This is a genomic window from Microcoleus sp. AR_TQ3_B6 (assembly GCF_036702785.1).
In the GTDB taxonomy this organism is placed as follows: domain Bacteria; phylum Cyanobacteriota; class Cyanobacteriia; order Cyanobacteriales; family Microcoleaceae; genus Microcoleus.
The window spans coordinates 12,683-36,494 of the sequence record NZ_JAUBVJ010000082.1; the positions used below are offsets into that span (position 1 = coordinate 12,683).

Below are 23,812 nucleotides of genomic sequence, written 5' to 3' on the forward strand. Positions count from 1 at the left end.
ATTAATTGAAATGTACTTTTAAGATTGAGAAATGAGATATGTTTTGCTATCAGGAACAGCAATAACATTTAGGTTTCCCTCCAACTCGTCAGATGAGTTTATAGGAATTAGTTCCTGGGCGTAAGGTTGATAGCGAAAGAGTTTATACCCTTTGCTTTTAAGATACTCAGCAACAGGTAAATTACTGCCTTTGCTCGAAGCGATATTTTCATAGAGGATGATCGGAAAAAATTCCGATAATATTTTTTCGCTACCAATTAAAACTGACATTTCGTGTCCTTCTGCATCTATTTTCAGGTAATCAACTCGGTTGACGTTTTCCTGCTCAACTAAACTGTCCAAAGTAAAACACGGGACTTCTTCAAAGGAACCATGCACTGGTTCTTCAACATCACCAGTAATAATTTCGTTTAATTCGCTAGCAGTGTAAAGCTGCAATCGTGCTGTACCAATGCGATCGCTCGCAGCTCCACCACATATTTTTACCCAATCTAACTCATTAATTCTACAGGTTTCTTCTAAGCAGCGCAAGCAACCTGAAAAAGGTTCAACTGCTAGTACACGACCTCTAGGTCCCACCCGTCGCGCAGCAGTAAAAGTATAGACCCCCACATTTGCGCCAACATCTATAACTGTCATGCCCGGTTTGAGGGAATTCCGCCAAAATTCCATTTCCTTTTCAAACCAATCTCCCTCTGCAAGCAGAACGGCTGTTACAATACTCCGAAAGCTAGGCTCAACGGCTAATAATAGCTCCTTTTCAACAGGCAGGTAAGTGATAGAAGAATTTACTCCTAACGTAGTCCATTTCCAATCAGGAGAAGTAGGCTCTTTTTTATAAAATTCACGACCCTCATTTAGCCAGTGGCTAGCTGAATCTCTATCCTGTATATCTCGATAAGCGAGGTAGAGAGCTTGAAAAATCTGCGGTGACTGGGGCGCTAGCTGCTTGGCTTGGTGCAGGGATACAAGTCCTTCCCTTAAATTGTTAACCATCCACGAAACTCCTAGTTTAAACTTGATGGAACTCGAATCTGGTAAAATCTTCTCTGCTAGATTCAGTAGTCGGAGTCCACCAGATCCAGAAAATACAAGGGGAGTTCGACATACCACTTCGCTTAAAAGGAAAAATGCCTGAGTATAAGCATCTCTTGCTTGAAGTAAATGTGTCAATTGCTCAGCCAGAGTATTAGCCAAACTGTTGCGCGGTGAAGGTAGGTAAACCAGTGCAGAGGGAAGTTTTTCTGTGGTACTGTAAACATTGGGGACGGTGTTGATTAAAGCAGGAAAAGCAAGTTCTATAGCTTGCGACATTTCTCCAGTCATCGTCAAGAGGAGAGCTAAATGAGCCATACAGAGAGGACAGCTATCTTGCTCTATTCCTTGGTTTAAGGCTTCTAAAGCCATATTGAGATAGAGTTGCCGCTCTGATAAGTCCTCAGACTGTTCTGCTACGATCAAAGCTAATACTGCAACGTTGTTTAAGTCTGTGCTAGAGGTAGGTTCTTCCCAGCAGGTGCTTTCAAGGATTGTCGCTACACGAGCTAGAGAATTTGCATCCAGACTAGGACAATTATGATAAACATAGTCCGTATATGTATCCTTCAAGTCACGAGAAGAATCCATCGATATAGCCTCTACTTGCTCGCAGCTTATCTCAGAATTTTCTTCAGGATAGAGGGGGAGGGCGAGTATTTTAGCATGAGCAATCGCCTGTATATTTTCGCGTTCCATAGAGATGCGAGCCTGAATTCGAGATAACAAAGCTTTCCATTGTACTTCACTCAGCCTTCCAAGAATAGTAATTTGGGGCGCTGTGCTAATATTAGTATCCTCCTTCATCATCAGACTCATTACTGCACCCGAAACAACTAAATCTGCATCAATTTCTGAAGCTTCTGTCAGATTACTGGTATCAATTAAAAGATTGAGGTTGTTACTATCGGAGTGTGTTATTACCTTCCCAATTGCCTCTTCCATTTGGGAAAAGATAGTTTCTTCGGCCTGCTCCCAGTCAGGAAAAATAATGAAATTAATATCTCTAAGTTTAAGAGGCAATAGGCTAGCCTGAATCAAAGCATGACTGACTTTTTTGCTCATTTTTGACCAGGAAAACTTTTTCGCTTGCTCAATTCCGGCAGCTATCAAAGCTTCGCGCACTTCTGGCTTTTGAATGTTAATAAGTGCGATCGTCATTGCTTCAACATCATCATCCTGAACATATAAAGCTGCCTCTCCCGCCACTTCAGGTATAGAAGCATTGGGACAAGTAATCACTGGACATCCGCAAGCCATTGCCTCTAAAATAGGCAAGCCAAAGCCTTCATACTGGGACGGATAAACCAGCGCAACAGCACCCGAAAAAGCTGCTTTTAACTCTTCATCGCTGATAGGAAGCTTATGCACTGTACTCCCTGAAGTGTAAGGTTCAAACTCATCTTTTGTTAAAGCGCTGTGAAATGTGCAGACAATATCAAATTCTGGTTGATTGGGGAGTTGTGCGAAAGCTTGCAAGAATAAGGGTGCATTTTTATGACCACCTGCGGCACCCACCATCATAAAGTATGGCTTTGAGAGATTATATTTAATCTTAAAACTCTCGATCTCCTCTGGGCTAGCTGGTGAGAAATTTTTGGTAACTCCACAATGAGCGACTGTTACTAACTCTGGGGCAATATCAGGAAAAAACTTTAATAAGTCTGAGGCTGTATTGTGGGAAATCGTAATGTATGCAGAGGCGTGGCGGATGCCGTAATGTTTCTCGCGCCACATGGGTTCATCAAGATTTGTCTCAAAGACTTCAGGAGTCATGTCATAGGCGATAAAGACGGAAGGTGTTGATAGTGGGGTTGTGTAGTAAGTTGAGATAAATAAGTCAGCTTCGAGTTCCTCACAGACTTGCTGGAGCATTTCGCGATCGCTATCCGTCTTCTCATAGTCGTAAGCAGGAACCGGGCAATACGCAATGCCAGGAATTTTTGGTGCAGTTCCAGAGCGATCGAGGACAATAATATGTTTGGCAAAATTTTGCATCGCCCACTCTTCCAAGAGCGATCGCCACACGCGAGCAATTCCCGTATTGTAAAGCTGGAAAAACACGCCGTCCACAATAACTCTTGGCGTAAATTTTTCCACACTAGCTGTTTGTCTTTGGCCCTTCTTTGGCTGCACAAAATTCCACATATTTTTCTCTTTTTTTCGTTGCGCTATTGGTGCGATACCTAACGATTCTGCGGTATCAACCCTTGTTTCATCTTGAACCCACGAAAAATAGTTGCCCAACGCCACTGGGAATTTTGTTTGGGCTTGCAGTGCCATCCATTCAACAACTGCATTTTTATAACCGTAGTATATTTGTTTAAATCGCAGTTGTTCTAGCGTCACATAAGCAAAGTGTTGAAATACCAAGCCCTGCTTTTGAGTCTCTTCATGCAGAAAAGGGTTGACTGCTGCAACATCGCGACACTCACTATTTGGCAATGCTTCAACTAATCTTGGAGGTTCGTGAGATGCCCAAAAAGCTCCCGGCTTAAATTTCCAAGTACGCAACCAATCTTGTTGAGGATTCTGAGCATAACAATTGCGAGTGCTAATAACCAGATTTTCTCCAACAAAATACCAGCACCAGTAGAAAGCTGCTGTTTTTTCTGGATGATTGATAAACATCTGCCGCGCAGTACAAATTTGTTCGATTGTCCAGAGTTCATCTACATCCAATTGCCACAGCAAGCATTCCTCTTTAATATTTTCCAGCGGTGCATTTACCATTTCACGCTTTCCATCCCAAAAAACACCTTCTGGCTTGCGATAAACAGTAATATTTTTTGGATATAGCCGTGCTATTTCATCTATATACTCTGATGTACCATCCTTGCTGCGACCCCGGGAATGGAGTTCATCAGTAATTTTTCCCCCCAAGCTAAGCATCCAAGCACTATCGTGTTTTTGCTCCGCTACTCCCTCAATAATATGCCAATGCCATTTAAAAGGTAGCTGCTGCAAAACGTCTATGTGGTAGTGGATAAAAGGTTCACCGTTGAGGACTATTGTAAAAAAATGAATTGGCATATAGTTTCGTAATATCGGTTCGCTATCCCAGGGGTCAAATGGTATTAATTTTTCCGCCGACAGGTGCGGCCGAAAGAAAAATTTGCCTTTTTCGTTGAGCATACAAGCTGCAAAGGAAAATGAGCTATTGGAAATTGCTGTGATATCGCACTGGCTCAATAAATAAAAATCTGGATAAAATTCTGCTTGGGGTAACTCCAAACCTAAATCTTTCGTCGCGATCGGATTATACTCTTCAAAATCACTTAAAACTTTTTCCGGTTCATCGCTGGCAATAAATAGTATTGGTTCGTCGAGGGTTTCCCACAAACCTTTTAGCCATTCCTTGTACCATTCGCTCGGTGCTATAAAAAAATCTTCGTAGCCGTAGTCTCCCCGCCGCAAGTGCAAACCGACGAGGGTGTTGCCGCGCGATCGCAGATGAGCGATCGCTTCCTTCATTTTCGTTTCTATTTCCCCTACAGGTTTGAACAGGGAGCGGAAATACTCTTGGTAGGGTTTGTAATACTTTGTGTGATATTGAAAATAACCCCAAAAGTTCACATTTTTAAATATTTCTTTCGCATTAGGGATGCTAGCTGCTGACAATTTATTGGTGGGTTCGGTAACTACGGGTAACTCTTGAGAAATGGGCGAATCATTGCAACCAAAGAGATATTGACCAATCCAAGCTGGCGTCTCTACTTTCAAGTTATGTTCTTTGGCATAGATTTTCAAGAAGGCATACTGAAATATTTGATTGGCCAACCGTCCGTTTCTACCCAGGGTGGACATTGTGACTGCGGGCTTTTTCACATAAAACGCATCGCCCCAAGAAGGATGGAACGGTGTTGTCGTTGCTACGCGATCGAAACCGCACATCTCCAGAAAATCATCGATTTCGTCAATTAAAGCGCAGCCTTCATATAGTTCTTCATAATTAACTTCCGTGTTTATTGCTTCTATGTATCTGAGAACATTCGTTGCTCCCTGCAAAGCCAACAACTCTGCACCTTGAATATCAATATTTAAGATATTAAAATCGGCGGGATTAATTTTAAGTTCTTCTAGAAGTGTATCCAGAGTTCTCGACTCCACAACTACACGCTCAACTTCCTTGATTTCTGGATAAAACTTTTGATGCTCCTTCAATGGTAAGATAGAACTGCTTTGATCCATAGAAGTTACATACAATGTGCTTGTGCCGTTGATGTTGCTAACTGCACAATTCACCGCTCGCACGTGAGGAAAACCAGCTATATTCGTTTTCAAACGTTCAAACACAGCAGGGTTGGCTTCAACAAACAGTACCCTTTGCACCCCCATTTCTCGGTATCTTGCAATTTCCTTGCCTTCGTGTGCCCCAATGTGAATAATGCCGCGCGGTGCAACAGAATGTTCTCTGCAAAGCTGCTGCAAATCGAGCAGATGGGGTGCTTCACTAAAAATCAAAGCTGTGAACCTCTCGTTCACAGCTAAAAAGTTGCTATACTCGTAATTCTCATATTCTGGTAAAAACTCGGGTAAGGGTTGTAAAGCATTGGGTTGTATTTTAAAGATTGTATAACGAAATTTTTGTAAATGCTCGAATACTTGTTTTAATGTGATGTTGGCATCGACAAATGTTCCGCCATACTCAAACTGAATATAATCTACTTTGCCTTTTTGCAAGAGGTTAGTTGCTCCGTGAAGAACTTCTAGTTCGCCGCCTTCTGTATCAATTTTTAAGAAATTAATTCGCTTTATGCCCCTTGTTTGGACATAATCATCAAGGGTAGCTGTTAAAATCTGAAATGGCTGAGGCGACTGAATATTATATTGTTTTTCGATTTCAAATCGGCGGTGAAATGTACTCCATTCTGAAAATTTCTCGTAGTAATAAAATTCCCTGATTTCCTGTTGGTGTGCTATTGCCAAGTTGTTTAACACGAGTTGACCTGTTTTAATCGGTTCAGCCAGGTTTTGTAGAAGTGTTTGATATATTGGCGGTGCTGGCTCAAACAAATGGATTTGAACGTCGGGGCATATCTTTAATACTTGATTTGTCCAGCCACCTATGTTTGCGCCAATATCGAAAACGACATTACCGGAAGCAATAAAATTTTCTATAATCTTTAATTCATAGTTATTGATAGACTCTCTCTGATTAATATTATTAGCAGACACCCCAGTGCTTTGATGATTTTGTTCCTGTTTCCCGCTGCCAGTTTGGTTTAAACTTGTGTTCAAATTTTGGCAATACTGAACAATTAGTTCTTTTGCCTGCGCCGGAACAGCAATAATAACATCCTCAATAATTACAATATGCCTGCTGTTTTTTCCTAAATTCAACAAATTTAATACTGCGCTAATATCCGGCCAATGTTGAGGTGAATGGGGCTGCGGTGGAGGAGATAAAAACAAGCGGGCATCATCAATAAAAATAAAGTGGTCGCAGTCGGAGCGGTTGATTATTTGGATTTCTGCGAGTAAGGGACACTCATCAATTTCTCCATAGGTTGGTCCTCCGCTCCAATGAGCGTCTAGCCAGAATAAACTTGGGTTTTGAAGTTGTGATACTGTACGATCGAGAAGGTTTCTGGTATCACCGTACAAAAACTCTATGTTTTTGATAGGACCGTATTTTTCGGTAACTTTTTGATAAAGGTCTTGAGAATACTCTATTGTAAAAACTTGTTCAAATACTTGGCTTGCCCAGTATGCTGTATGACCTTGATAGGTTCCTGTTTCAATAAAATTATTAATCCCGTAAGCTGCTTTTAGTTGGGAGATGATTTCTATTGGTAATCCCATGCGTACTATGCCCATATTCAATCCTTCGTTTTGTGAAACTAAGTCGGGTATTTTAATTAGGAAGCTACATACAATTTAAGGATTTTCAATTTCTCTTACTAACAAAATTGACCGATCGCCTACTACTTCCCCTTCACCTGCCCCAACAATACCTTATAATCCGCCCGATCGGGATTTAGCTTCACCAACTTCTCCAAAGGCTCGATCGCGCCCACCTTATTATTCATCTGCAACCGCACATTTGCCAACCCCTCCAGAGCCGTCTGATTCTGCGGTTCCCGCTGCAAAACCGTCTCATACCCCCGTTCCTGGGCCGCCAGCAAAGATTCCTGAGAAACTGCTACCGGAGCCGGTTTTTGTTGGTGCTGGCTGCTCAAACCGCTGCCGAACAGACTCACCATACCAAAAATTGCGGAACCACCAAAGCCAACCATTGATACTAACGCCAAAATCTGCTTAATTCGATCGCCCCTATAAACGCGACTATTACTAGATTTTTTCTGTGTACTTTCCATTGCTAAATCTTGGCGTCGCTGTTTTCCCGGCACTCGCACTCGCACCTATCTCTAGAATGCCCAAGTTCGATCGCCAAACGATCGCCCCTCCCAATTTAAAATTTTCGCTAAAACTCCCTACACATCAACCGATATTTGTCAAGCAAATTCAACTTGTTGGGTTCACAAGCGGACCGAGCTTGTAACAATTATCCTATAATTTTACAAAGACGCGCCCGGACGCAGTACCGGAAATACTGTGTCCCGACGACTTCTCCAAGGTTGTCAACCCAACACAGGGAGCAATCCAATTATGCCAAATAATCCAAACTGGTTGCGTTACGATCCAGATGAAGACAAATCTCGACACGCAGCAGCCGACGAAGCTTGTTGCTATGAAATGCAAAGAAAATATGGTTGGAAACTACTTGACATAGAGGAAATTGATACAAACGGTCTAGAAGTTGATTGTGTTTTTCGAGGCCAAACAGAATTTCCCAAATCATTCTACGACACAGAAAGAGAGGACGACAATGCATAAATACATTATTTTCAGAGCCGAACCGAGAACTCCTGGGTGGAAAGATAGAAAATTCCAGCACACTCAATCATTAACTCGCATTTTAACCGAACACTTTGACTCTTCTGACGGGCCAATTCCTGAAGTTGGCTATCGTCCCCCAGAGTTTGTTCGTGTGGAAGCAGAACACGATCCAGATAGGCACGGTTACAGCACTCATTACCGCACAAGCGATTGGGAAGTTGTGCGGGTTGAGACTTATACTCCCGATATTCCGATGGGTGAATTTGATATGGTAGTAATCTGCTATTGCCAATATTCCCCTATTGATGCTCCCCTCAAACCTATGCCAGAACGTCAAGTTTCTGTCGATTCCTTTAGAGGTGATAAGGAAGCTTATCAACGTTGGTTAGAGTCTCAAAAAGGCCAAGAATACACTGAAGTTTAGGAGTTCCAGCTCTTATAAGGACAGGACCCAGGGTAAATGCCTACGGGGAGCGATCGGGGTGTAATTCATTAACAATGTTGAATCGTTGCTAGATACCCGATTTCTTTAAGAAGTCCGGGATATGTATTATCTATTTTTGACTGCAAATCCCGATCGATCGCCCTTTGGAATTCCTTAATTGCCTCAACATGACTCGGCATATTAACACACCTGACGAGTAAACCAATATCGAGTTCTGGGAGCAATTGGGAACTCGCAATCTCTTCGTATGGCTGTCTGAGAGCATAGAGAGACAGTCGGCTGTTTTCCCAACACCAGACTTCAGGAATTTGCAGCCGTTTGTAAGCCTCTAGCTTATCAATTCCGCCGCTAGTGACGACTACTTCGATCGCTAAATCTGGATCTTCTCTGTCAGTACCCAATTCGTAAGACTTGTTTGCTTCACACTTCACCAGTCGCGATTCATTTTCTAATGTCAGAGACTCCGTAGGGGTGAAATCGATTCCTGCCGCCATCATGTAAGTTTCTACTAACGCACCGATACGTCCCTTGGCTGTTTCGTGTTTTCTTCCAGGCATTTTCTGAATCTCCAGTATCCCATCTAAAAATGACAGCCGAACCCCTGGAATATCGAGCATCGGTTCTAAGGTTTTGAATTGTTCTCAGGTTAACCCTGGAAATAGCAACGGCCGATCTAATTTCTCTTCTAATGTTGTTGCACTCATGGCGCTCCTTAATTCCCAATCGAAAATCTCAACTCTAAAATCGCTCGCTCTGGCTCCTTGATTCCCAATTATTCAATCTAAAATCTAAAATCTAAAATCTAAAATCGATATTATTCAATCGAAAATCTAAAATCGATATTATTCAATCGAAAATCTAAAATCGAAAATCTAAAATCGATCGACCTTTCACACCTTCAAATCCCATCAGGATCGATACCCTGACGAATCAAGTATGCCATTAGTCGATCGGCCCTCTGGCGTTCCTCTTCGGCGCGCTGGCGTTCCTCTTCGGCGCGCTGGCGTTCCTCTTCGGCCCTCTGGCGTTCCTCTTCGGCGCGCTGGCGTTCCTCTTCCACCCGTTCGGCACCCCACAGCAGCAAATTGCCATTCTCATCCCACCAGCGCAACCAATAACCGGTTCTCTGAGATTTTTCACCTTCCCAAACCCCCAGAAATAAACCCATTGATTCTATCCAGAATCGCTGATTAGGGTCCGGTTCTTGCAATTCGTATTCTCCCGAGGCTGAGAGTTTGTACACTTCCAAGACTCCCGATTTCGGTTCAAAAATTACATAAATCGGTACTTGCAAAATTCGCTCATAAAACCGCCATTTTCCGTAAGGATATGTCGGTTTATTTGAATATTCACTGCCGTCAGTATCCGATAAAAATTCCATCACTACTGCCGGTACTTCTCCCTCAGCATTGCGCGTGTAACTGCGGCGAACTTCTCCTGGTTCTGCTGGCAATACCGAGGGAACGTACACCCAATCAGGGGCTTTTACTACTATTTTGTCGTTAACTTTGGCACACAATCCAAAATTGGAAGCTATTAGCATTGAAGCTAGGATAAATCCTGCGAGTTCCAAGGCTTCTCGTAAGGCTGCGGCTAAAAGTGGTTGGTCGATGTTTTCCACGGGATCGTCTGGTAATTTAAAGTCATCTGGCAATTTTTCCCAAGTTACAGTGTACTGGGTTTTGGTTTCGGCAGGTTTCGATAATGTTTGCGTCATTGGTTTTCCTGGTTTCGATTGAAAGAGTTTTTTGTTAATAGGATTTGGACAATAACTTTAATGCCGGGTGCGAAATGCGCACCTTATGAACTAGCTGTAATCTGGGTATGAAAGGCGCACCTTACTAACTAAAGCAACTCGCGAATCTTGCAATAATTGCGGTTATTCAATGATACCCTATTTTAAGGGGTGTTTTCGGGAGTAAGTGGTTCTGCTGACGTTGCAGTTTTAGAAGGTATAACAGGCAATTTTTGCTGTTTGTCCAAGCTGGGAGATCCAGGCTCTACTGCTTGATGTTTGGCAGTTGTACTCGCATTTACTTTCTCAGAAAGTGGAGCTAATGTTTGAGCGACTTTAACTTGCTGTCGCAGTTGTTCTGTCGAACCCAACAAGCCTCCTAATCCGTTGAACAACCTGCGAATGTTGTTGCGGAAAGCCGGATCTCCCGTCAAATCATCTACGTCGGAAGTAATTTTCTGCACGTTCTGAAATGTAGCTCGTGCAGAATCTAGAGTTTGCTGCAATAATAGCAAAGTGGCGGGATTGTTTACTTGGCTGGATAAATCTCGCAAATTACCAGAAGCTTGGGCTGCATTCGCTGATAAAACTTCTAAATTGTTGAGCAATTGTCCTTGGTTGATTCGATTAATAGTCGGACTCAAACTGCTGACAGCTACCCGCAGTTCCTGACTGCTTTGATTGATGTTATTCAGAGTTGAGACTAAACTGGCGCGGTTGGTGGCTACTAAAGAATTGACTTGGTTGGCTGTTAATGTAATTTGATTGGCTGCTTGAGTTACTGAATTAGCAGAATTTATCGCAGCTGCAGATACGGCTTTTGTAGAAGTGTCCGCCGTAGCTGCTACTTTAGAAACATCAGCGGCGACTGCTGATATTTCCCCTTTTAGCGATTGATTTAAGGTGCTTGCTTCTCCCTTCAATGATTGATTTAAACTGCTTGCTTCCCCTTTTAATGATTGATTTAAACTTGCTATTTCTATTTTTAGCGATTGACTTAAGCTGCCAAGGTCTCCCCTTACAGATTGATTCAAATTTTTTATTTCGGTTTTGGCAGTTTGAGTTAAAGTAGACAAATCCTGAGTGAGTTTAGCTGCACCTTTAGCTGTGTTGGCTGTATTCTCTGTTAGGGATTTAATATTGTTGAACAGGGCGGGGTCGGTGTAGAAATTAGTTAGGCGGACTGTGGATCGAATTAGTTCGTCGATAGTGACTCCAGTTTGACCTTTTAAGCGCGAATTTTTGCAGATAATCTCAGGGGGACAGTCGGCACTAACGGGATTGGCGGTAAGTAAGGATTCTGGCAAAATCGAGTTGGGGGTAATGTCGATCGACGATTCGCCAATTAAACCGGATTTATTCGCTTCGATCGTAACATCCCGGGGCATCACTAAAGTACCGGGGGCAATCTCCAGCGTCACGTCTACGCCGTTGGAACTCGCTTTGAGGGCGGTAATTTTACCGACTGCAACCCCACGATACCTGATGGGCGTGCCTATTTGCATTCCTTGGGCGCTGGCAAATTCTACGGCGAATTTGTAGCTGCGGTTCCCTAGCTGCACGCCCCGCAGCCAGAGCACTAAGCCGCCAAATAAACCGATTCCTACTAAAATTAAGAACCCGACAGAACCTTCTCTTACAGTTCGCGATCGCATATTACCTCCTTAGGCAGTGGGCAGTGGGCAGTGGGCAGTGGGCAGTTGGCAGTTGATAGTTGGCAGTTGATAGTTGGCAGTTGCCAGTTGCCAGTTGTTAATTTTTTTCTGATGTGTTGCCTATAGATTTTAGATAGGCGTTTAGCCTGGGCGACAGTTCGTCAATAATTGGCTTGAGTATTTCTACTTGCGTAGTTGTTAGTAGTTGCCTAGTATAAGCCCGTCTCAACCAGTGCTTTGTTTCATATAAAGAACCTCTGGCAATCTTGATAAATCTCCGATGATCCTGATAGCTACCTCGACCATCTACTTCAGCAATATTAGCACCAATACTATCAGCAGAGCGAATAATTTGCTTGCCGACCGTATCTTTTGCTAGTGCGTCCCATTTTATAACAATATTCCAAATTTCATCAGGTAATTTTTCAGCTAATTTATAAACATCTAACTTCTGAAAGTTTGTTGGTGACATATGCTATCTCCCAAAAATACAAACAATTAACCACGACATACTGACAACTGCCCACTGACAACTGACAACGGACAACTGCCCACTGACAACTGACAATTGACTATCCAATCACCTGAATTGGCCCAGTAACGCTGCCGCTAAAAAATTGTTTAATTAACAAATTATCTGTCGATGCAATATCGCTAACAGTTCCCTCCCACTGCACTTTGCCTTGATAGAGAAACACGATGCGATCGGCAGTGCGGCGGATGGTACTGTCTTGGTGAGTGACGATCGCATAAGTGCTGCAAACACCTTGGGCCGCCTGCAAGTCGCGGATTAAATCTTCAATTACCGTCGAAGCGATCGGATCTAAACCCGCCGTCGGTTCATCGTACAGCAAAACCTCTGGATTATCCCTAGCATTATCGGGATTCGCCATGATGGCGCGGGCAAAACTTACTCGCTTCCGCATTCCCCCAGACAACTGCGCCGGATAGCGTTGGCCAATTCCCGGTAAACCCACCATATCCAACTTTTCCTCCACCAATTCCCGAATGCGGCGGCGCGGCAGCTTAGAATGCTGGTAAAGTAAAAAACCGACATTCTCCTCCACCGTCAGCGAATCAAACAAAGCCGCTTGCTGAAACACCATCCCAATTCCGATCGGATCTGCCACGTCGTCCACCCATCCGACCCTGCGCTGTCCCTGAACGAAAACCTCCCCGGCATCCGGGGCCAACAAACCCGCAATTATCCGCAAAATCGTAGATTTCCCCGTCCCGGAAGGGCCAATAATTGCCAGGGCCTCTCCCCGATAAATCCTCAGATCGACTCGATCGAGGATCGGGTTCTCGCCGAAGGACTTACTTACCCCCTTGAGTTCGATTAGCGGCTCAGCCATATGATGTTATTAATAAGTTATCAGTCCTCAGTCATCAGTCTAGCTAATGACTAATGACTCATGACTAATCAGTAAAGACTAATGACTAAAATTGACTGCCAGAATCAAAACTCTCTTGTATTGTAAATTTGTCAGCTTGAACTGTTCCCATACCCTTAAGACTAATTAACCATGTCAATTAGTTCACTTCCTAAAGCCCTTCGCGTCTTAGCTAAAGCCAAGCAGGTTTTTGGCCGTTCCAGAAATCCTTACCCCCCTTCTTTGCGGAACGGGCGAGTTTACCAGTGGTTTAAGTGGTTGGCCCCCGGACTGTTGGTGAAACGGTGGCTGCTGATCAGTGCTAGCGGTGTGGTACTTGCCAGTTTGGGTTTAGCGATTTGGACTGGGATGACTCCGATTTTTTTCTTGTTGCAATTATTGAGAAATTTGTTGGCGTGGATTGCGGAAATTATTCCCAATTACGTGTCGGGCCCGCTGATCCTTGCTGGCGGGATTTTGTTAATTCTGTGGGGACAAACTCGCAGTTTGAACTCTATTACTCAAGTGCTGATGCCCGAAGGGAATGAGGAATTGGTCGATCGACTCCTCAACCACCGCCGCTTGAACCGCGGCCCGAAAATTGTGGCAATTGGGGGCGGTACTGGCCTTTCTAATTTGCTCAGGGGATTGAAGGATTACAGCGCCAAAATCACTGCTATTGTCACGGTGGCGGATGATGGCGGGTCTTCCGGGCGGCTGCGCAGGGAAATTGGGGTATTGCCGCCGGGAGACATTCGCAATTGTTTGGCGGCTTTAGCAGATGAGGAAAAGTTATTGACTGAGTTATTTCAATATCGCTTTCAGGCCGGTGACGGTTTGATGGGTCACAGTTTTGGGAATTTGTTTTTGACGGCGATGAGCGATATTGCTGGAGATTTGGAACAGGCGATCGCCGCAAGTTCTAAAGTTTTAGCAGTTAGGGGAGAGGTGCTGCCGGCTACTCTGAGCGACGTTTCTTTGTGGGCAGAACTGGCTGACGGCCGTTTGATTGAGGGGGAGTCCAGCATTACAAAAGCTAACGGGCAAATCCTCAAAATTGGCTGCACTCCTGCTAATCCTCCGGCCTTGCCCAGGGTGGCCCAAGCACTTCGGGAAGCGGATTTTATGATTATTGGGCCCGGGAGTCTTTATACGAGTGTCATTCCGAATTTGTTGGTGCCGGAAATTGCTGATGCGATCGCCAACACCGAAGTTCCGCGCATTTATGTGTGCAATATTATGACTCAGCCCGGGGAAACTGACGGATACAGTGTTGCAGACCACATTCGGGCGATCGACCGCGCTTGTGGCCGGCCGCTGTTCGATGCTGTAGTAGTTCAGGGAAAAGTCCCTTCTGCAAAAGCTTTGATCCGCTATTCTCAGGAGAATTCTTATCCGGTTTTGCTCGATCGAGAAGCCGTAACGCAATTGGGGCGGCGAATTGTCATCGCAAATGTGATGGATGAAGATGAAAATACGGGTTTAATTCGCCACAATTCTCAAAGGTTGGCGGGGATGTTGCTGCGTTGGTACGGCCGCGCCCAGAACATTTAAGCCGGTGACTGTTGAGTGTGGACGGTTGAGTGTTGACTAATGACTAATGACTAATGACTAATGACTAATTATTGAAATGAAAACTTTGCTTCCCGATTTTGAGGCTACGCGCAAGTTTGGTATGGCGTTAGGTCGATCGCTCCCCCCAGGCACTATAATCTTATTACAAGGAGATTTAGGTGCTGGCAAAACTACCTTAGTTCAAGGTATCGCTGAAGGTTTAGGAATCTCAGACTCGATCGAAAGTCCTACTTTCACCCTGATTAACGAGTATTTTGCAGGCAGAGTTCCGCTTTATCATCTAGATTTGTATCGACTGGAACCCGAAGAAGCCGAAGCTTTGCACTTAGAAAGTTATTGGGACGGATTAGAAAGGGATTTGGGAATTGTGGCGATCGAATGGGGGGAAAGATTGCAGTACAAACCCGAGAATTATTTGCAAATTTCTTTGAGTTATCTAGATAACGGACGGCAAATTGAAGTAATTGGTAATGGCGACTTATTGGATTGGCAATTGGAAATTTGAGAAAAGGGGATTTTCTTCGGGATAGCTTCGCTCGCGCGTACTTACTGCGGACGGTTGACACGAATCAATTTACCTCTCAAATTTTCCTCAATTGAAATAGCCTCATTGATGCGTGTTGCCAACCCTTCTACGTTCCGATCTTTGGTACAAACAATAATACCAGCGTGGTCTGGCTGTCGGTTGTGCAGTCCGATGAAATCAAATCGATTTAATGTCAAAATAGCTCGATCGTTGCTTATAGCAAATGCTAGCACCTCTGGATCGGGAATCCCAAGTCCTGCTTTTCCTGCTTCCTGAACCGTAAGGACATTGTGCCCAAAAGCGCGCAGCAATTTCACAACTGGCAAAGGAAATTGTTCGTCTGCATACAAATTTAGCATAACTCAGGCTTCCTCATTCTTGCCGATTGCTTGTTCGATTTCCTCTAGATGTGCATCAGCATAAGTCCAAACATTGACTAGATCGGTAGCGCTTAGATGGGGATAAAATTGTAGAAGTTCGGCATCGCTTGAACCTTCGCGGCGAAAACTTTCCAGCAGCCAAACTGGGATGCGAGTTTTGGCAATGCAAGCATCGCCGCCACACACGTCGGGAGTCTTGGTAATTCCCGGCCAGCTATTACTTAAACTTTGGGTTAAAAGCCGGATGGCTTCAGCTTTTTCCGTCGGACTTAAGGCCAGGAGTTGTGTTTCTAGTTCTTCTAGGAGCATGGGTAATATCGCCTTTGCGATCGGGAATATGTCATTATCAATACTTCGGACAGTTTTTGATTGCCCACCGTAGAATAAGGGTTTCAAGGCGATTAGGCAAGTTCGCTACCAACGGCAAATCGAGGGTTTCAGAGTACGAACTAAAAACTGTCCGGACTATTGATTATAACACTTTACCTTTATTCATTCTTAATCAGCGTCAAATGTCAACGCTTCCCCCCTAACCGTTGTATCCAATTTACCATTCTCAAAAACAACTTTTCCTCCCACAACAGTCACAACCGGCCATCCCGTTAAATTCCAACCTTCAAAGGGACTCCAGCCGCACTTGGTCACCATTTCTTCTCGCACAACTAGGCGGTAGTTGTCCAAATCTACCAATACTAAATCGGCGTCAAAGCCTGGGGCAATTTTCCCTTTGTTCGGAATCTTATAAGCCTTAGCAACTGCAGCAGACATCCAATTAGCAACTTGCGACACTGTACATCTTCCCTGCACTGCTTGCGTCAGCATCAAAGGCAAAGAAGTTTCGACTCCGGGCATTCCAGACGGCGTATTCGGATAATCTTGAGCTTTTTCTGCTAATGTGTGTGGCGCGTGATCGGTGGCAATAAAATCAATTACGCCGTCTAATAAAGCTTGCCAAAGTATTTCATTATCGCGGGGAGCGCGCAAAGGCGGATTCATCTGAGCTAAACTGCCAATTTTTTCATAGGCGCTGGTATTTAACAACAGATGCTGCGGCGTCACTTCCGCCGTTACCCAACTCGGTTTTTCCTGCCGCAACAACTCAGCTTCTTCTCCCGTCGATAGGTGCAGAATGTGCAGTCGGCGCTGATATTTATTAGAAAGTTTTAAGGCTAGCTGAGTTGCTAACAAAGCTGCTTGATTGTCTTGAATTTGCGAGTGAACGGCCACATCGTGCATCCCGGCAAATTCCTGACGCCTCTGATTGATTCTAGCTTGGTCTTCCGCGTGCACCGCAATCAGTCGATCGCCAGCAGCAAAAATCGCCTCTAAAGTTGCTTCTCCATCGACCAAAAGCTGACCGTGCATCGAACCCATAAAAATTTTAATTCCCGGAGTCGGATTCGCACTCAACAAATCCGGCAAATTCTCGGCCGTTGCACCAATAAAAAAGCCGTAATTCACCAAACACTTCTCGGCAGCGCGACTTAGTTTATCATCTAAGGCAGCTTGGGTTGTGGTCAGAGGTCGCGTATTCGGCATTTCGAGAAACGATGTCACCCCGCCTTTAGCGCAAGCACAGCTAGCGGTAAACAAGTCTTCCTTGTGTTCTAAACCCGGTTCCCGGAAGTGTACCTGGGGGTCAATTACTCCGGGTAACAGAGTTAAGCCTTTCGCCATTATTTCTCGATCGGCAACGGCTGCAATGGACGGAGCAACCCGAAGAATTTTGCCTTCTCGGATTTCCACGTCCCCTACTAAAAACTCGCCGTTGGGCAAAAGAACGCGAGCGCCGCGGATTAACAAACAAGATGTGGTCGGCATAAGCTATAATTAAATGAGTAATGTGCGTGATCACCTGAAAAATTTTATCCTTAAAAGAGTTCTGTCAATAGTAAGAAATGTCAACGACCCCGATCTAAAGACACGCTGGCTTAAGGCCTTTGACTTGAATCACAGTTGACTAGACTCAGTACCTGGGTACTACGTTAACGGTGAGAGTTAAAGACCTACTAGAGGATGCTTCGCCTAGTTCCTGCAACCGCGAAATTTAGGATTAAACAGATTTATTGGGTTAAGTCAGTTTCCTAAATATAGTACCGGCCGCAAACTAAGGTGCAAGCTAACATCACCCCTCTCAATTAGGCTCGAAAGAGCAAACATTATGCGTGAGCGGGTTGCGAGGTTTGAGGTGGTAATTGTCCCACTGAAAGTACATTACAAAAGTACACCGAATCCAGCAATCCCCGTGTAATAGTAGTAAAGATTCACCGCGGTTGAAACCGCCTTGCCGTTTGCCACGAGCGGTCTCAAGACGCGCTCGAAACCAACTTACCGAATTTTTTTATGACTCGTCCAGACAAGTCAGCCGACGAAAAACCTCCTCAAGACACCGAAAATCCTTGGATCGAAGGAATTAAAACGATCGGCTTAGCAGCATTCTTGGCCTTTGGCATCCGCACCCTGGTTGCCGAAGCTCGCTACATTCCCACCGGCTCGATGCTCCCCACCCTACAAATTAACGATCGATTAATTATAGATAAGGTGAGCTATCGATTCCAAGACCCCCACCGAGGAGATATTATCGTATTTATGCCTCCTGACCCGGCTAGTTTGTGCACGGGACAGCCGCCGCCGATCAAAGATGCCTATATCAAGCGAGTGATCGGACTTCCAGGGGACACTGTGGAAGTGAAAGAGGGAAAAGTTTTTATTAACAAGCAGCCGCTACAGGAAAAATATATTGAAGAAATTCCGCAGTATCCCTACGGACCTGTAGTTGTAGCTCCAAATTCTTACTTGGTGCTCGGCGACAACCGCAACGCAAGCTGTGACAGCCATTATTGGGGCTTTGTACCGAGGCAAAATATCATCGGTAAGGCGATTGTCCGTTTTTGGCCGCTCAATCGCACAGGTTCGATCGATCCCACGCCCATTTATCCCGCTAAAAATTAGCTACAGCCGGCAACCCGCAGATTAAAATCTGCGGTTGTTAGTTTAAAGTACCAATTACCTCTTAGCCATTTCCCACCACCAAATCATCAATGGTTAAATGAGATTTAGTATCAGGTTTCGCGATCGAGCACTTTCACAACTTTGTTATACATCTCCTCTGCTTCTTGCGGCGAATTGCCGATACTCGTCAATCCCACTTTGCCAAACTGCGACAAACAGCCCATTAAATGAAACACACTCCCCGTCTCAGTACCTGTGTCAAAGTGCAGTTGATTGTCAGCAATAATATCCATCAAATCGTTCGGTAATAATCCCCGATACCGCTCTTTTTTCAAATTGTCAGAAGCAACATAATATTTCGGACGCCCCTGCAGGCTGTAAAATAATCCTGTCGAACGTTCGTACCGACCATTTGTTAACAGCTTCAGCGCCATAAAAGGATGAGTTGTGCCGCCCTTGCGGAGGTTGATCTCTATTGCTTGGATATCCCAGTTGCCGTCTGATTGGCGCACCGCGAGAAAATCTACTCCAAATCTCTCTAAAGCGCCTTTTTTAGCTAAGTTTTGCCCTACTTTCCATCCCAATTCCTGCAACCCTATTCGATAAGATTCGTCCGCCGGAAATCGGCAACCTAAGAAAATTTGACCGTCTGGACCTCCTAAAATTTGGTCGTGGGTTGAGAGAATTTCTACTTCGCCGCTGGGGACAATTCTGCCTTGAACGCTGGGCGAGAACTTTTCTTCTCCTTCGATAAATGCTTCGGCAATTGCCCCTAATTCTGGAATGCGGCTGCTAAAATTTTCCCAGGTTTCGCCCGTTGCTTGAAAGCGCAAATTATGGAAGCTATCGCCAATTGCCGAAGCTCTTTCTGTAGGCGCTTTACCTCCGAGGGGCTTCAGATCTAAAATTGCATTCCCTTCCCCCGAAAAACCTTCATTTAACTTAATTACCATCCGCTGCAAATGCGGCTGCCGTTCCCACAATGCGGCCGCAGCTTCCGCTAAATCTTCCGCATTAAAAACCAACTCGGAACCGTCAGGATAAGGCACGCCGCATTCTTTAAAAATTTGCCTGCTGCCGCTTTTTGTTCCCCAGTATAACAGATCGGGATCGCTGGCCCACAAAGGAATCCCCAATTTAACAGATAACTCGCGTTCTAAGGGCGTCGAGTTATAACAAACCATATAAGATTTTGTCGGCCGCACTGCTTGACGAATGCGCTCCATCAAGCGCGGACGGTCTAAAATTTTCTGGGTGAGGGATTTGGCAGAAGCATCGTAAGCACTGAACAGCAAAAGCCGATCGCGCGCGTGAGAAAATGGAATTCCCGGCAGCAATTGCAGGTAATAATCCACAATCATCGGGTGCAAGGGTTCCGAGGTAATGTAAATTAAGCGCGTGCGGGGATTTCGCAGGCGAATCAATGAAAATAAATGCCGCTCTTCGTAGTGGTAAACACCCTCAACTTTCTGCATTTCTTTCTGATCTAAGCTGAGAGAAGGAATGATAATAATGTCACAATCTCCGCTGTCGAATTCTTCTATTCCTCGCCAACGTTCGCGCAATTCTGTCTGCAGATAGCGAAATTGCTGTGCGGATTCGGAAGATGGATCATTTAACTCTTGCATTGCGTTTTATCCTAAGTATTCAAATAATTATTGCTGATGGTGTCAAGTGTGTCAGCCCAAATACCTGAGCCAACTCACACAGTTTTTTTCTGACGCACCTTACCGGGAATATTGACAAAAATGCCCAAATAGTGATTTAAGGTGCGTTAGTCCAAATATTTGAGGCCACTCAAACAGTTTTTTCTGACGCACCCTGCCCAAAAACCGATACCATGCCACGTACTCCTATGGTGAATATCCAAAAATTTTAGACCAAAGTTTAATCTCCCAGCTTCATCTGTGGAATAAATCTAAAATCTAAAATCTAAAATCTAAAATCCACTGACGCACCCTGCCCGGGACTAGAGTCCATTCCTGTCAAGCTGCTCTTTGAAGCTCGCCGCGCTCGAAAAAGTCTGCCAGATTCCAATATAGGCTCTAGGCGGCGTTGATTTTGCTTGAGTGCCGAGCGCAATTTTTCCGAAGGGCGCAACACCAGGGGAGCCGAATATTTGTTCAGCATCTCCATATCTGGCGACTGGCTCATCAGTATCAGCCGCACGTCTTTGTCGAGCAAATAACTCAGAGAAAGCAAATCTCCCATGTTCGTAAAATCGTTACCGCGATCGCTAATTACAATTGTATCTTTAATCGAGCGGTTAGCTATCGCCTCTTTGTTAATAATTTTCGCAACTTCAGCATTAAAATAGCTCAAGTCTTTGCTCCACCAAGTATCAGAAAAAGCGCTGACAGTACAGGATGCTACACTTGCTGTAAATACCAAGGCTAAAATGACTTGCCAAAACCGCTGCTGATTTTTCACGTTACTTGCGAGCAAGTAAGCAACAGCTAGCTGCACTCCCGGAAAGCAGGAAATCAGATAGCGGCTGACGGCGGAACGTTTGCCGCCTAAGATTATATCCGGTAACGCCAGGAGCAAAAAAGGTACAAAAATTGATGTTAAAATAAACAGCCAAGTTGAACTGCTAGTCCGGCGGCAGATTTGGTAAATTGCTGCCACAATTAACAGCAAAAATGGCAATCTCAGCAGATAACTCCAGATATTATTAAAGCCGAAGTCTAAGTCAAAAAATAATGCTGTAAAGCTGAGCGTCCACAATTTGACAAGATACAGCCAACCCGGAGATACTAGCGTCCAATCTGTCGTAGCTGATGCTCGTCCCAGGTTGGTTGCCAGCACGTAAATCCACGGAATATACAATATTAAAGCTGCTGTTACTGCTAAAAAAAATAGGGAATTAGTTACATGACCTCGCAATTTTGTTTTTTTGACAAACAGCCAGTAAGCAATTATAAAAACTCCGTGTCCGATGAGTGTTAAACAGAAAAAAGGGTGAGTGTAGAAGCCAAGGGCGATCGCCAGCGAATAACACGCCCAATTTTGCCAACCCCGCAACCGCACTGCTCTGTGTAGCAGCCAACTGCTGCCAATAACTGTGGCTGTCAGCAAACTGTACTGCCTTGCTGTCTGAGCAAACAATATGTCAAAGGGAGATAAAGCCAAAAGTGCTGTTGCTAATAACGCTGCCAAATTCGAGGCAAAAAGTTCCTGAGCTAAAGCGTACATCAAAGGCAGCGACAGCAAACTCAATATTGCTGGCAAACTGCGGGAGGCTGTTAGAGAACTGCCAAATTGCTGCATCCACCAACGAGCCATGAGAAAGTATAAAGGCGGATGCTGCGGGTCTTCCAGTGCTAAAGAACGAATTGTGTCTGCTTCTGTACTTCCCGGTTTAATCCGCTGATATTTTTGCAATTCTGGTGCGGGAACAATCCGGTTTTGAAATAGTTTGTCGTCGATTTCTTGGCGGGTGAAACCAGCGGCGCGGATTGATGTGTAAGCTTCGTCGTGCCAGTAAAGTTTGCGATCGAGCTCAAAAAAGCGAAATCCGATACCTAGTAAAATGCCGAACGCCAATAAGCTCATCAGCCAGCGGGAATTTTTGGTATTAACAGATGTGTCTTGATGTGTTGTAGATCCCATGCTTGTCCTAATTTTGGCGATTCCCTCCGGGATAGCTACGCTTCACGGAATTTGGAACTGCAAACCATCTTAAACCTCACTCAAGGAGCGATCGATACCCACTATAGCGGTTCGATCGCGTGGTGAGGTATGCCCTGCGCGGGCCCATGCCCTGCGCGGGCCCATGCCCTGCGCGGGTCCATGCCCTGCGCGGGTCCATGCCCTGCGCGGGCCCATGCCCGAGTGAAAACTCGCGAGTAGCCGGGGCCTCCCCAAAATCAAGAATCTTCAACCAGATCCTCCCAGAACCTCCAGACCCCAAAAATAACTGCTAACATACGTGTTGTACAGTTAATCAACAAGCTCCGCAAGGGGTCTACCCGCGTACCGCAAATGGCAAAAAAAGAAGCGTCTATAAAAACTACAACTGAAAACTCAGAAAAGCAAAAAGCCCTAACTTCCGTACTGTCCCAAATCGAGCGCAGCTTTGGCAAAGGAGCGATCGTCCGATTGGGAGACTCCACTCGCATGAGGGTAGAAACCATTCCCACCGGAGCCCTGACACTGGACATTGCTTTGGGCGGCGGTTTGCCAAAAGGCCGAGTTATTGAAATTTACGGGCCCGAAAGTTCCGGTAAAACCACTCTAGCCCTCCACGCGATCGCCGAAGTCCAAAAATCCGGCGGAATCGCAGCCTTCGTGGATGCCGAACACGCCCTCGATCCCACCTACGCCTCAGCTTTAGGCGTGGATATTGAAAATCTCTTAGTTTCCCAGCCGGATACCGGCGAAATGGCCTTAGAAATAGTCGATCAACTCGTGCGTTCCGTCGCCGTCGATATCGTAGTAATTGACTCCGTAGCCGCCCTCGTCCCCCGCGCCGAAATCGAAGGCGACATGGGCGACTCCCACATGGGTTTGCAAGCCCGCTTGATGAGCCAAGCTTTGCGAAAAATCACCGGTAATATCGGCAAATCCGGCTGTACCGTCATCTTCCTCAACCAATTGCGGCAGAAAATCGGCGTAACTTACGGCAACCCCGAAACCACAACCGGCGGTAACGCACTCAAATTCTACGCCAGCGTGCGGCTCGACATTCGCCGCATTCAAACCTTGAAAAAAGGCACAGAAGAGTACGGCAACCGCACGAAAGTTAAAGTGGCTAAGAATAAAGTTGCTCCGCCTTTCCGCATTGCCGAATTTGACATTGTATTTGGCAAAGGCATTTCTACTTTAGGCTGTCTGACTGACTTGGCCGACGAAATGGGAGTAATTATCAAAAAAGGTTCTTGGTATAGCTATAACGGCGAGAACATAGCTCAAGGACGAGACAAAGTGATCCAACACATGGAGAAAAATACCGACTTCAAAAATGAAATTGAGGAGCTAGTTAAAAAGAAACTTGAGACTGGTGCTGTGGTTTCTGCTAATTCTGTTGCCCCTGTTGAGAATGACGATGAGGATGCAGAAGATGTAGAAGATGTAGAAGTTCTAGACAATGTAGAAGATTTAGAGGATTTGGAAGAAATCTAAATCTTTTAGTCAATAAATGCGATAGCTGTTAGAGCCCCGACTTTTTAAAGAAGTCGGGGCTCTGTTTATTCTGTTTTTTTAATCTCTAGGGGCAGCCCTGTCAAGGTAGGTCTTAAAATCTCTCTAATACTCTAGGGAGTTGAAATTTAGGCTGTAGGCTTGAAAAATT

The 23,812-nt window shown here is 44.9% G+C and carries 18 protein-coding genes and 1 pseudogene; 7 read left to right on the forward strand and 12 right to left on the reverse strand.

What is annotated here, in order from left to right; all coding sequences use genetic code 11:
• Positions 1-18 precede the first annotated feature (18 nt).
• Both QUB56_RS28680 and QUB56_RS28685 read right to left on the reverse strand, forming a co-directional pair.
• Positions 19-6,855: an FkbM family methyltransferase gene (locus QUB56_RS28680; RefSeq protein WP_332959702.1), complete on the reverse strand. Its 6,837-nt coding sequence runs from the start codon at positions 6,853-6,855 to the stop codon at positions 19-21.
• A gap of 107 nt (positions 6,856-6,962) precedes the next feature.
• Entirely contained in the window at positions 6,963-7,355 is a 393-nt protein-coding gene (locus QUB56_RS28685) for a tetratricopeptide repeat protein (RefSeq protein ID WP_332959703.1), read from the reverse strand.
• Between the two features lie 292 nt (positions 7,356-7,647).
• On the opposite strand from QUB56_RS28685, the gene QUB56_RS28690 reads away from it, so the two are divergent.
• A complete protein-coding gene (locus QUB56_RS28690) occupies positions 7,648-7,875 on the forward strand; it encodes a hypothetical protein (RefSeq protein ID WP_332959704.1) in 228 nt (75 codons plus the stop codon).
• Positions 7,868-8,302: a hypothetical protein gene (locus QUB56_RS28695; protein ID WP_332959705.1), complete on the forward strand. Its 435-nt coding sequence runs from the start codon at positions 7,868-7,870 to the stop codon at positions 8,300-8,302. The genes QUB56_RS28690 and QUB56_RS28695 overlap by 8 nt, the downstream gene beginning before the upstream one ends.
• A gap of 68 nt (positions 8,303-8,370) precedes the next feature.
• Here the strand turns inward: QUB56_RS28695 and QUB56_RS28700 are convergent.
• From QUB56_RS28700 to QUB56_RS28720, 5 genes and pseudogenes are all read right to left on the reverse strand, one after another.
• Positions 8,371-8,952 (reverse strand): annotated as a pseudogene (locus QUB56_RS28700) (Uma2 family endonuclease); the annotation flags it as partial.
• A gap of 269 nt (positions 8,953-9,221) precedes the next feature.
• On the reverse strand, positions 9,222-10,040 hold the full coding sequence (locus QUB56_RS28705) for a Uma2 family endonuclease (RefSeq protein WP_332959706.1): 819 nt from the start codon (positions 10,038-10,040) through the stop codon (positions 9,222-9,224).
• Positions 10,041-10,222: 182 nt separating this feature from the next.
• The gene (locus tag QUB56_RS28710) at positions 10,223-11,713 is read right to left on the reverse strand and encodes an MlaD family protein (protein ID WP_332959707.1); all 1,491 of its coding nucleotides are present in this window, start codon (positions 11,711-11,713) and stop codon (positions 10,223-10,225) included.
• A 97-nt stretch (positions 11,714-11,810) separates the two neighbouring features.
• The gene (locus tag QUB56_RS28715; protein ID WP_332959708.1) at positions 11,811-12,185 is read right to left on the reverse strand and encodes a four helix bundle protein; all 375 of its coding nucleotides are present in this window, start codon (positions 12,183-12,185) and stop codon (positions 11,811-11,813) included.
• A gap of 100 nt (positions 12,186-12,285) precedes the next feature.
• Complete coding sequence (locus QUB56_RS28720) at positions 12,286-13,068, reverse strand: ABC transporter ATP-binding protein (protein ID WP_332959709.1); 783 nt, start codon at positions 13,066-13,068, stop codon at positions 12,286-12,288.
• Between the two features lie 171 nt (positions 13,069-13,239).
• Between QUB56_RS28720 and QUB56_RS28725 the strand changes: the two genes are divergently transcribed.
• Entirely contained in the window at positions 13,240-14,640 is a 1,401-nt protein-coding gene (locus QUB56_RS28725) for a gluconeogenesis factor YvcK family protein (protein WP_332959710.1), read from the forward strand.
• A 76-nt stretch (positions 14,641-14,716) separates the two neighbouring features.
• Entirely contained in the window at positions 14,717-15,166 is a 450-nt protein-coding gene (tsaE, locus tag QUB56_RS28730; RefSeq protein WP_332959711.1) for a tRNA (adenosine(37)-N6)-threonylcarbamoyltransferase complex ATPase subunit type 1 TsaE, read from the forward strand.
• 41 nt (positions 15,167-15,207) lie between these two features.
• On the opposite strand, the gene QUB56_RS28735 is transcribed toward tsaE, so the two are convergent.
• The 3 genes from QUB56_RS28735 to QUB56_RS28745 all read right to left on the reverse strand — a co-directional run bounded on the left by QUB56_RS28735 (position 15,208) and on the right by QUB56_RS28745 (position 17,388).
• Positions 15,208-15,546 (reverse strand): DUF5615 family PIN-like protein, encoded by a 339-nt coding sequence (locus QUB56_RS28735; RefSeq protein WP_332959712.1) that lies wholly within the window; start codon positions 15,544-15,546, stop codon positions 15,208-15,210.
• Positions 15,547-15,549: 3 nt separating this feature from the next.
• On the reverse strand, positions 15,550-15,876 hold the full coding sequence (locus QUB56_RS28740) for a DUF433 domain-containing protein (protein WP_332959713.1): 327 nt from the start codon (positions 15,874-15,876) through the stop codon (positions 15,550-15,552).
• A 189-nt stretch (positions 15,877-16,065) separates the two neighbouring features.
• Positions 16,066-17,388: a dihydroorotase gene (locus QUB56_RS28745; RefSeq protein WP_332959714.1), complete on the reverse strand. Its 1,323-nt coding sequence runs from the start codon at positions 17,386-17,388 to the stop codon at positions 16,066-16,068.
• 522 nt (positions 17,389-17,910) lie between these two features.
• On the opposite strand from QUB56_RS28745, the gene lepB reads away from it, so the two are divergent.
• On the forward strand, positions 17,911-18,519 hold the full coding sequence (gene lepB, locus QUB56_RS28750) for a signal peptidase I (RefSeq protein WP_332959715.1): 609 nt from the start codon (positions 17,911-17,913) through the stop codon (positions 18,517-18,519).
• A gap of 110 nt (positions 18,520-18,629) precedes the next feature.
• Here lepB and QUB56_RS28755 read toward each other — a convergent pair whose 3' ends face one another.
• Complete coding sequence (locus QUB56_RS28755; RefSeq protein WP_332959716.1) at positions 18,630-20,147, reverse strand: peptide ligase PGM1-related protein; 1,518 nt, start codon at positions 20,145-20,147, stop codon at positions 18,630-18,632.
• Positions 20,148-20,451: 304 nt separating this feature from the next.
• Entirely contained in the window at positions 20,452-22,131 is a 1,680-nt protein-coding gene (locus QUB56_RS28760) for a glycosyltransferase family 39 protein (protein WP_332959717.1), read from the reverse strand.
• Here QUB56_RS28760 and QUB56_RS28765 point away from each other — a divergent pair.
• Complete coding sequence (locus QUB56_RS28765) at positions 22,114-22,257, forward strand: hypothetical protein (RefSeq protein WP_332959718.1); 144 nt, start codon at positions 22,114-22,116, stop codon at positions 22,255-22,257. The genes QUB56_RS28760 and QUB56_RS28765 overlap by 18 nt on opposite strands.
• A gap of 246 nt (positions 22,258-22,503) precedes the next feature.
• Positions 22,504-23,643: a recombinase RecA gene (gene recA, locus QUB56_RS28770; RefSeq protein WP_332959719.1), complete on the forward strand. Its 1,140-nt coding sequence runs from the start codon at positions 22,504-22,506 to the stop codon at positions 23,641-23,643.
• Positions 23,644-23,812 lie beyond the last annotated feature (169 nt).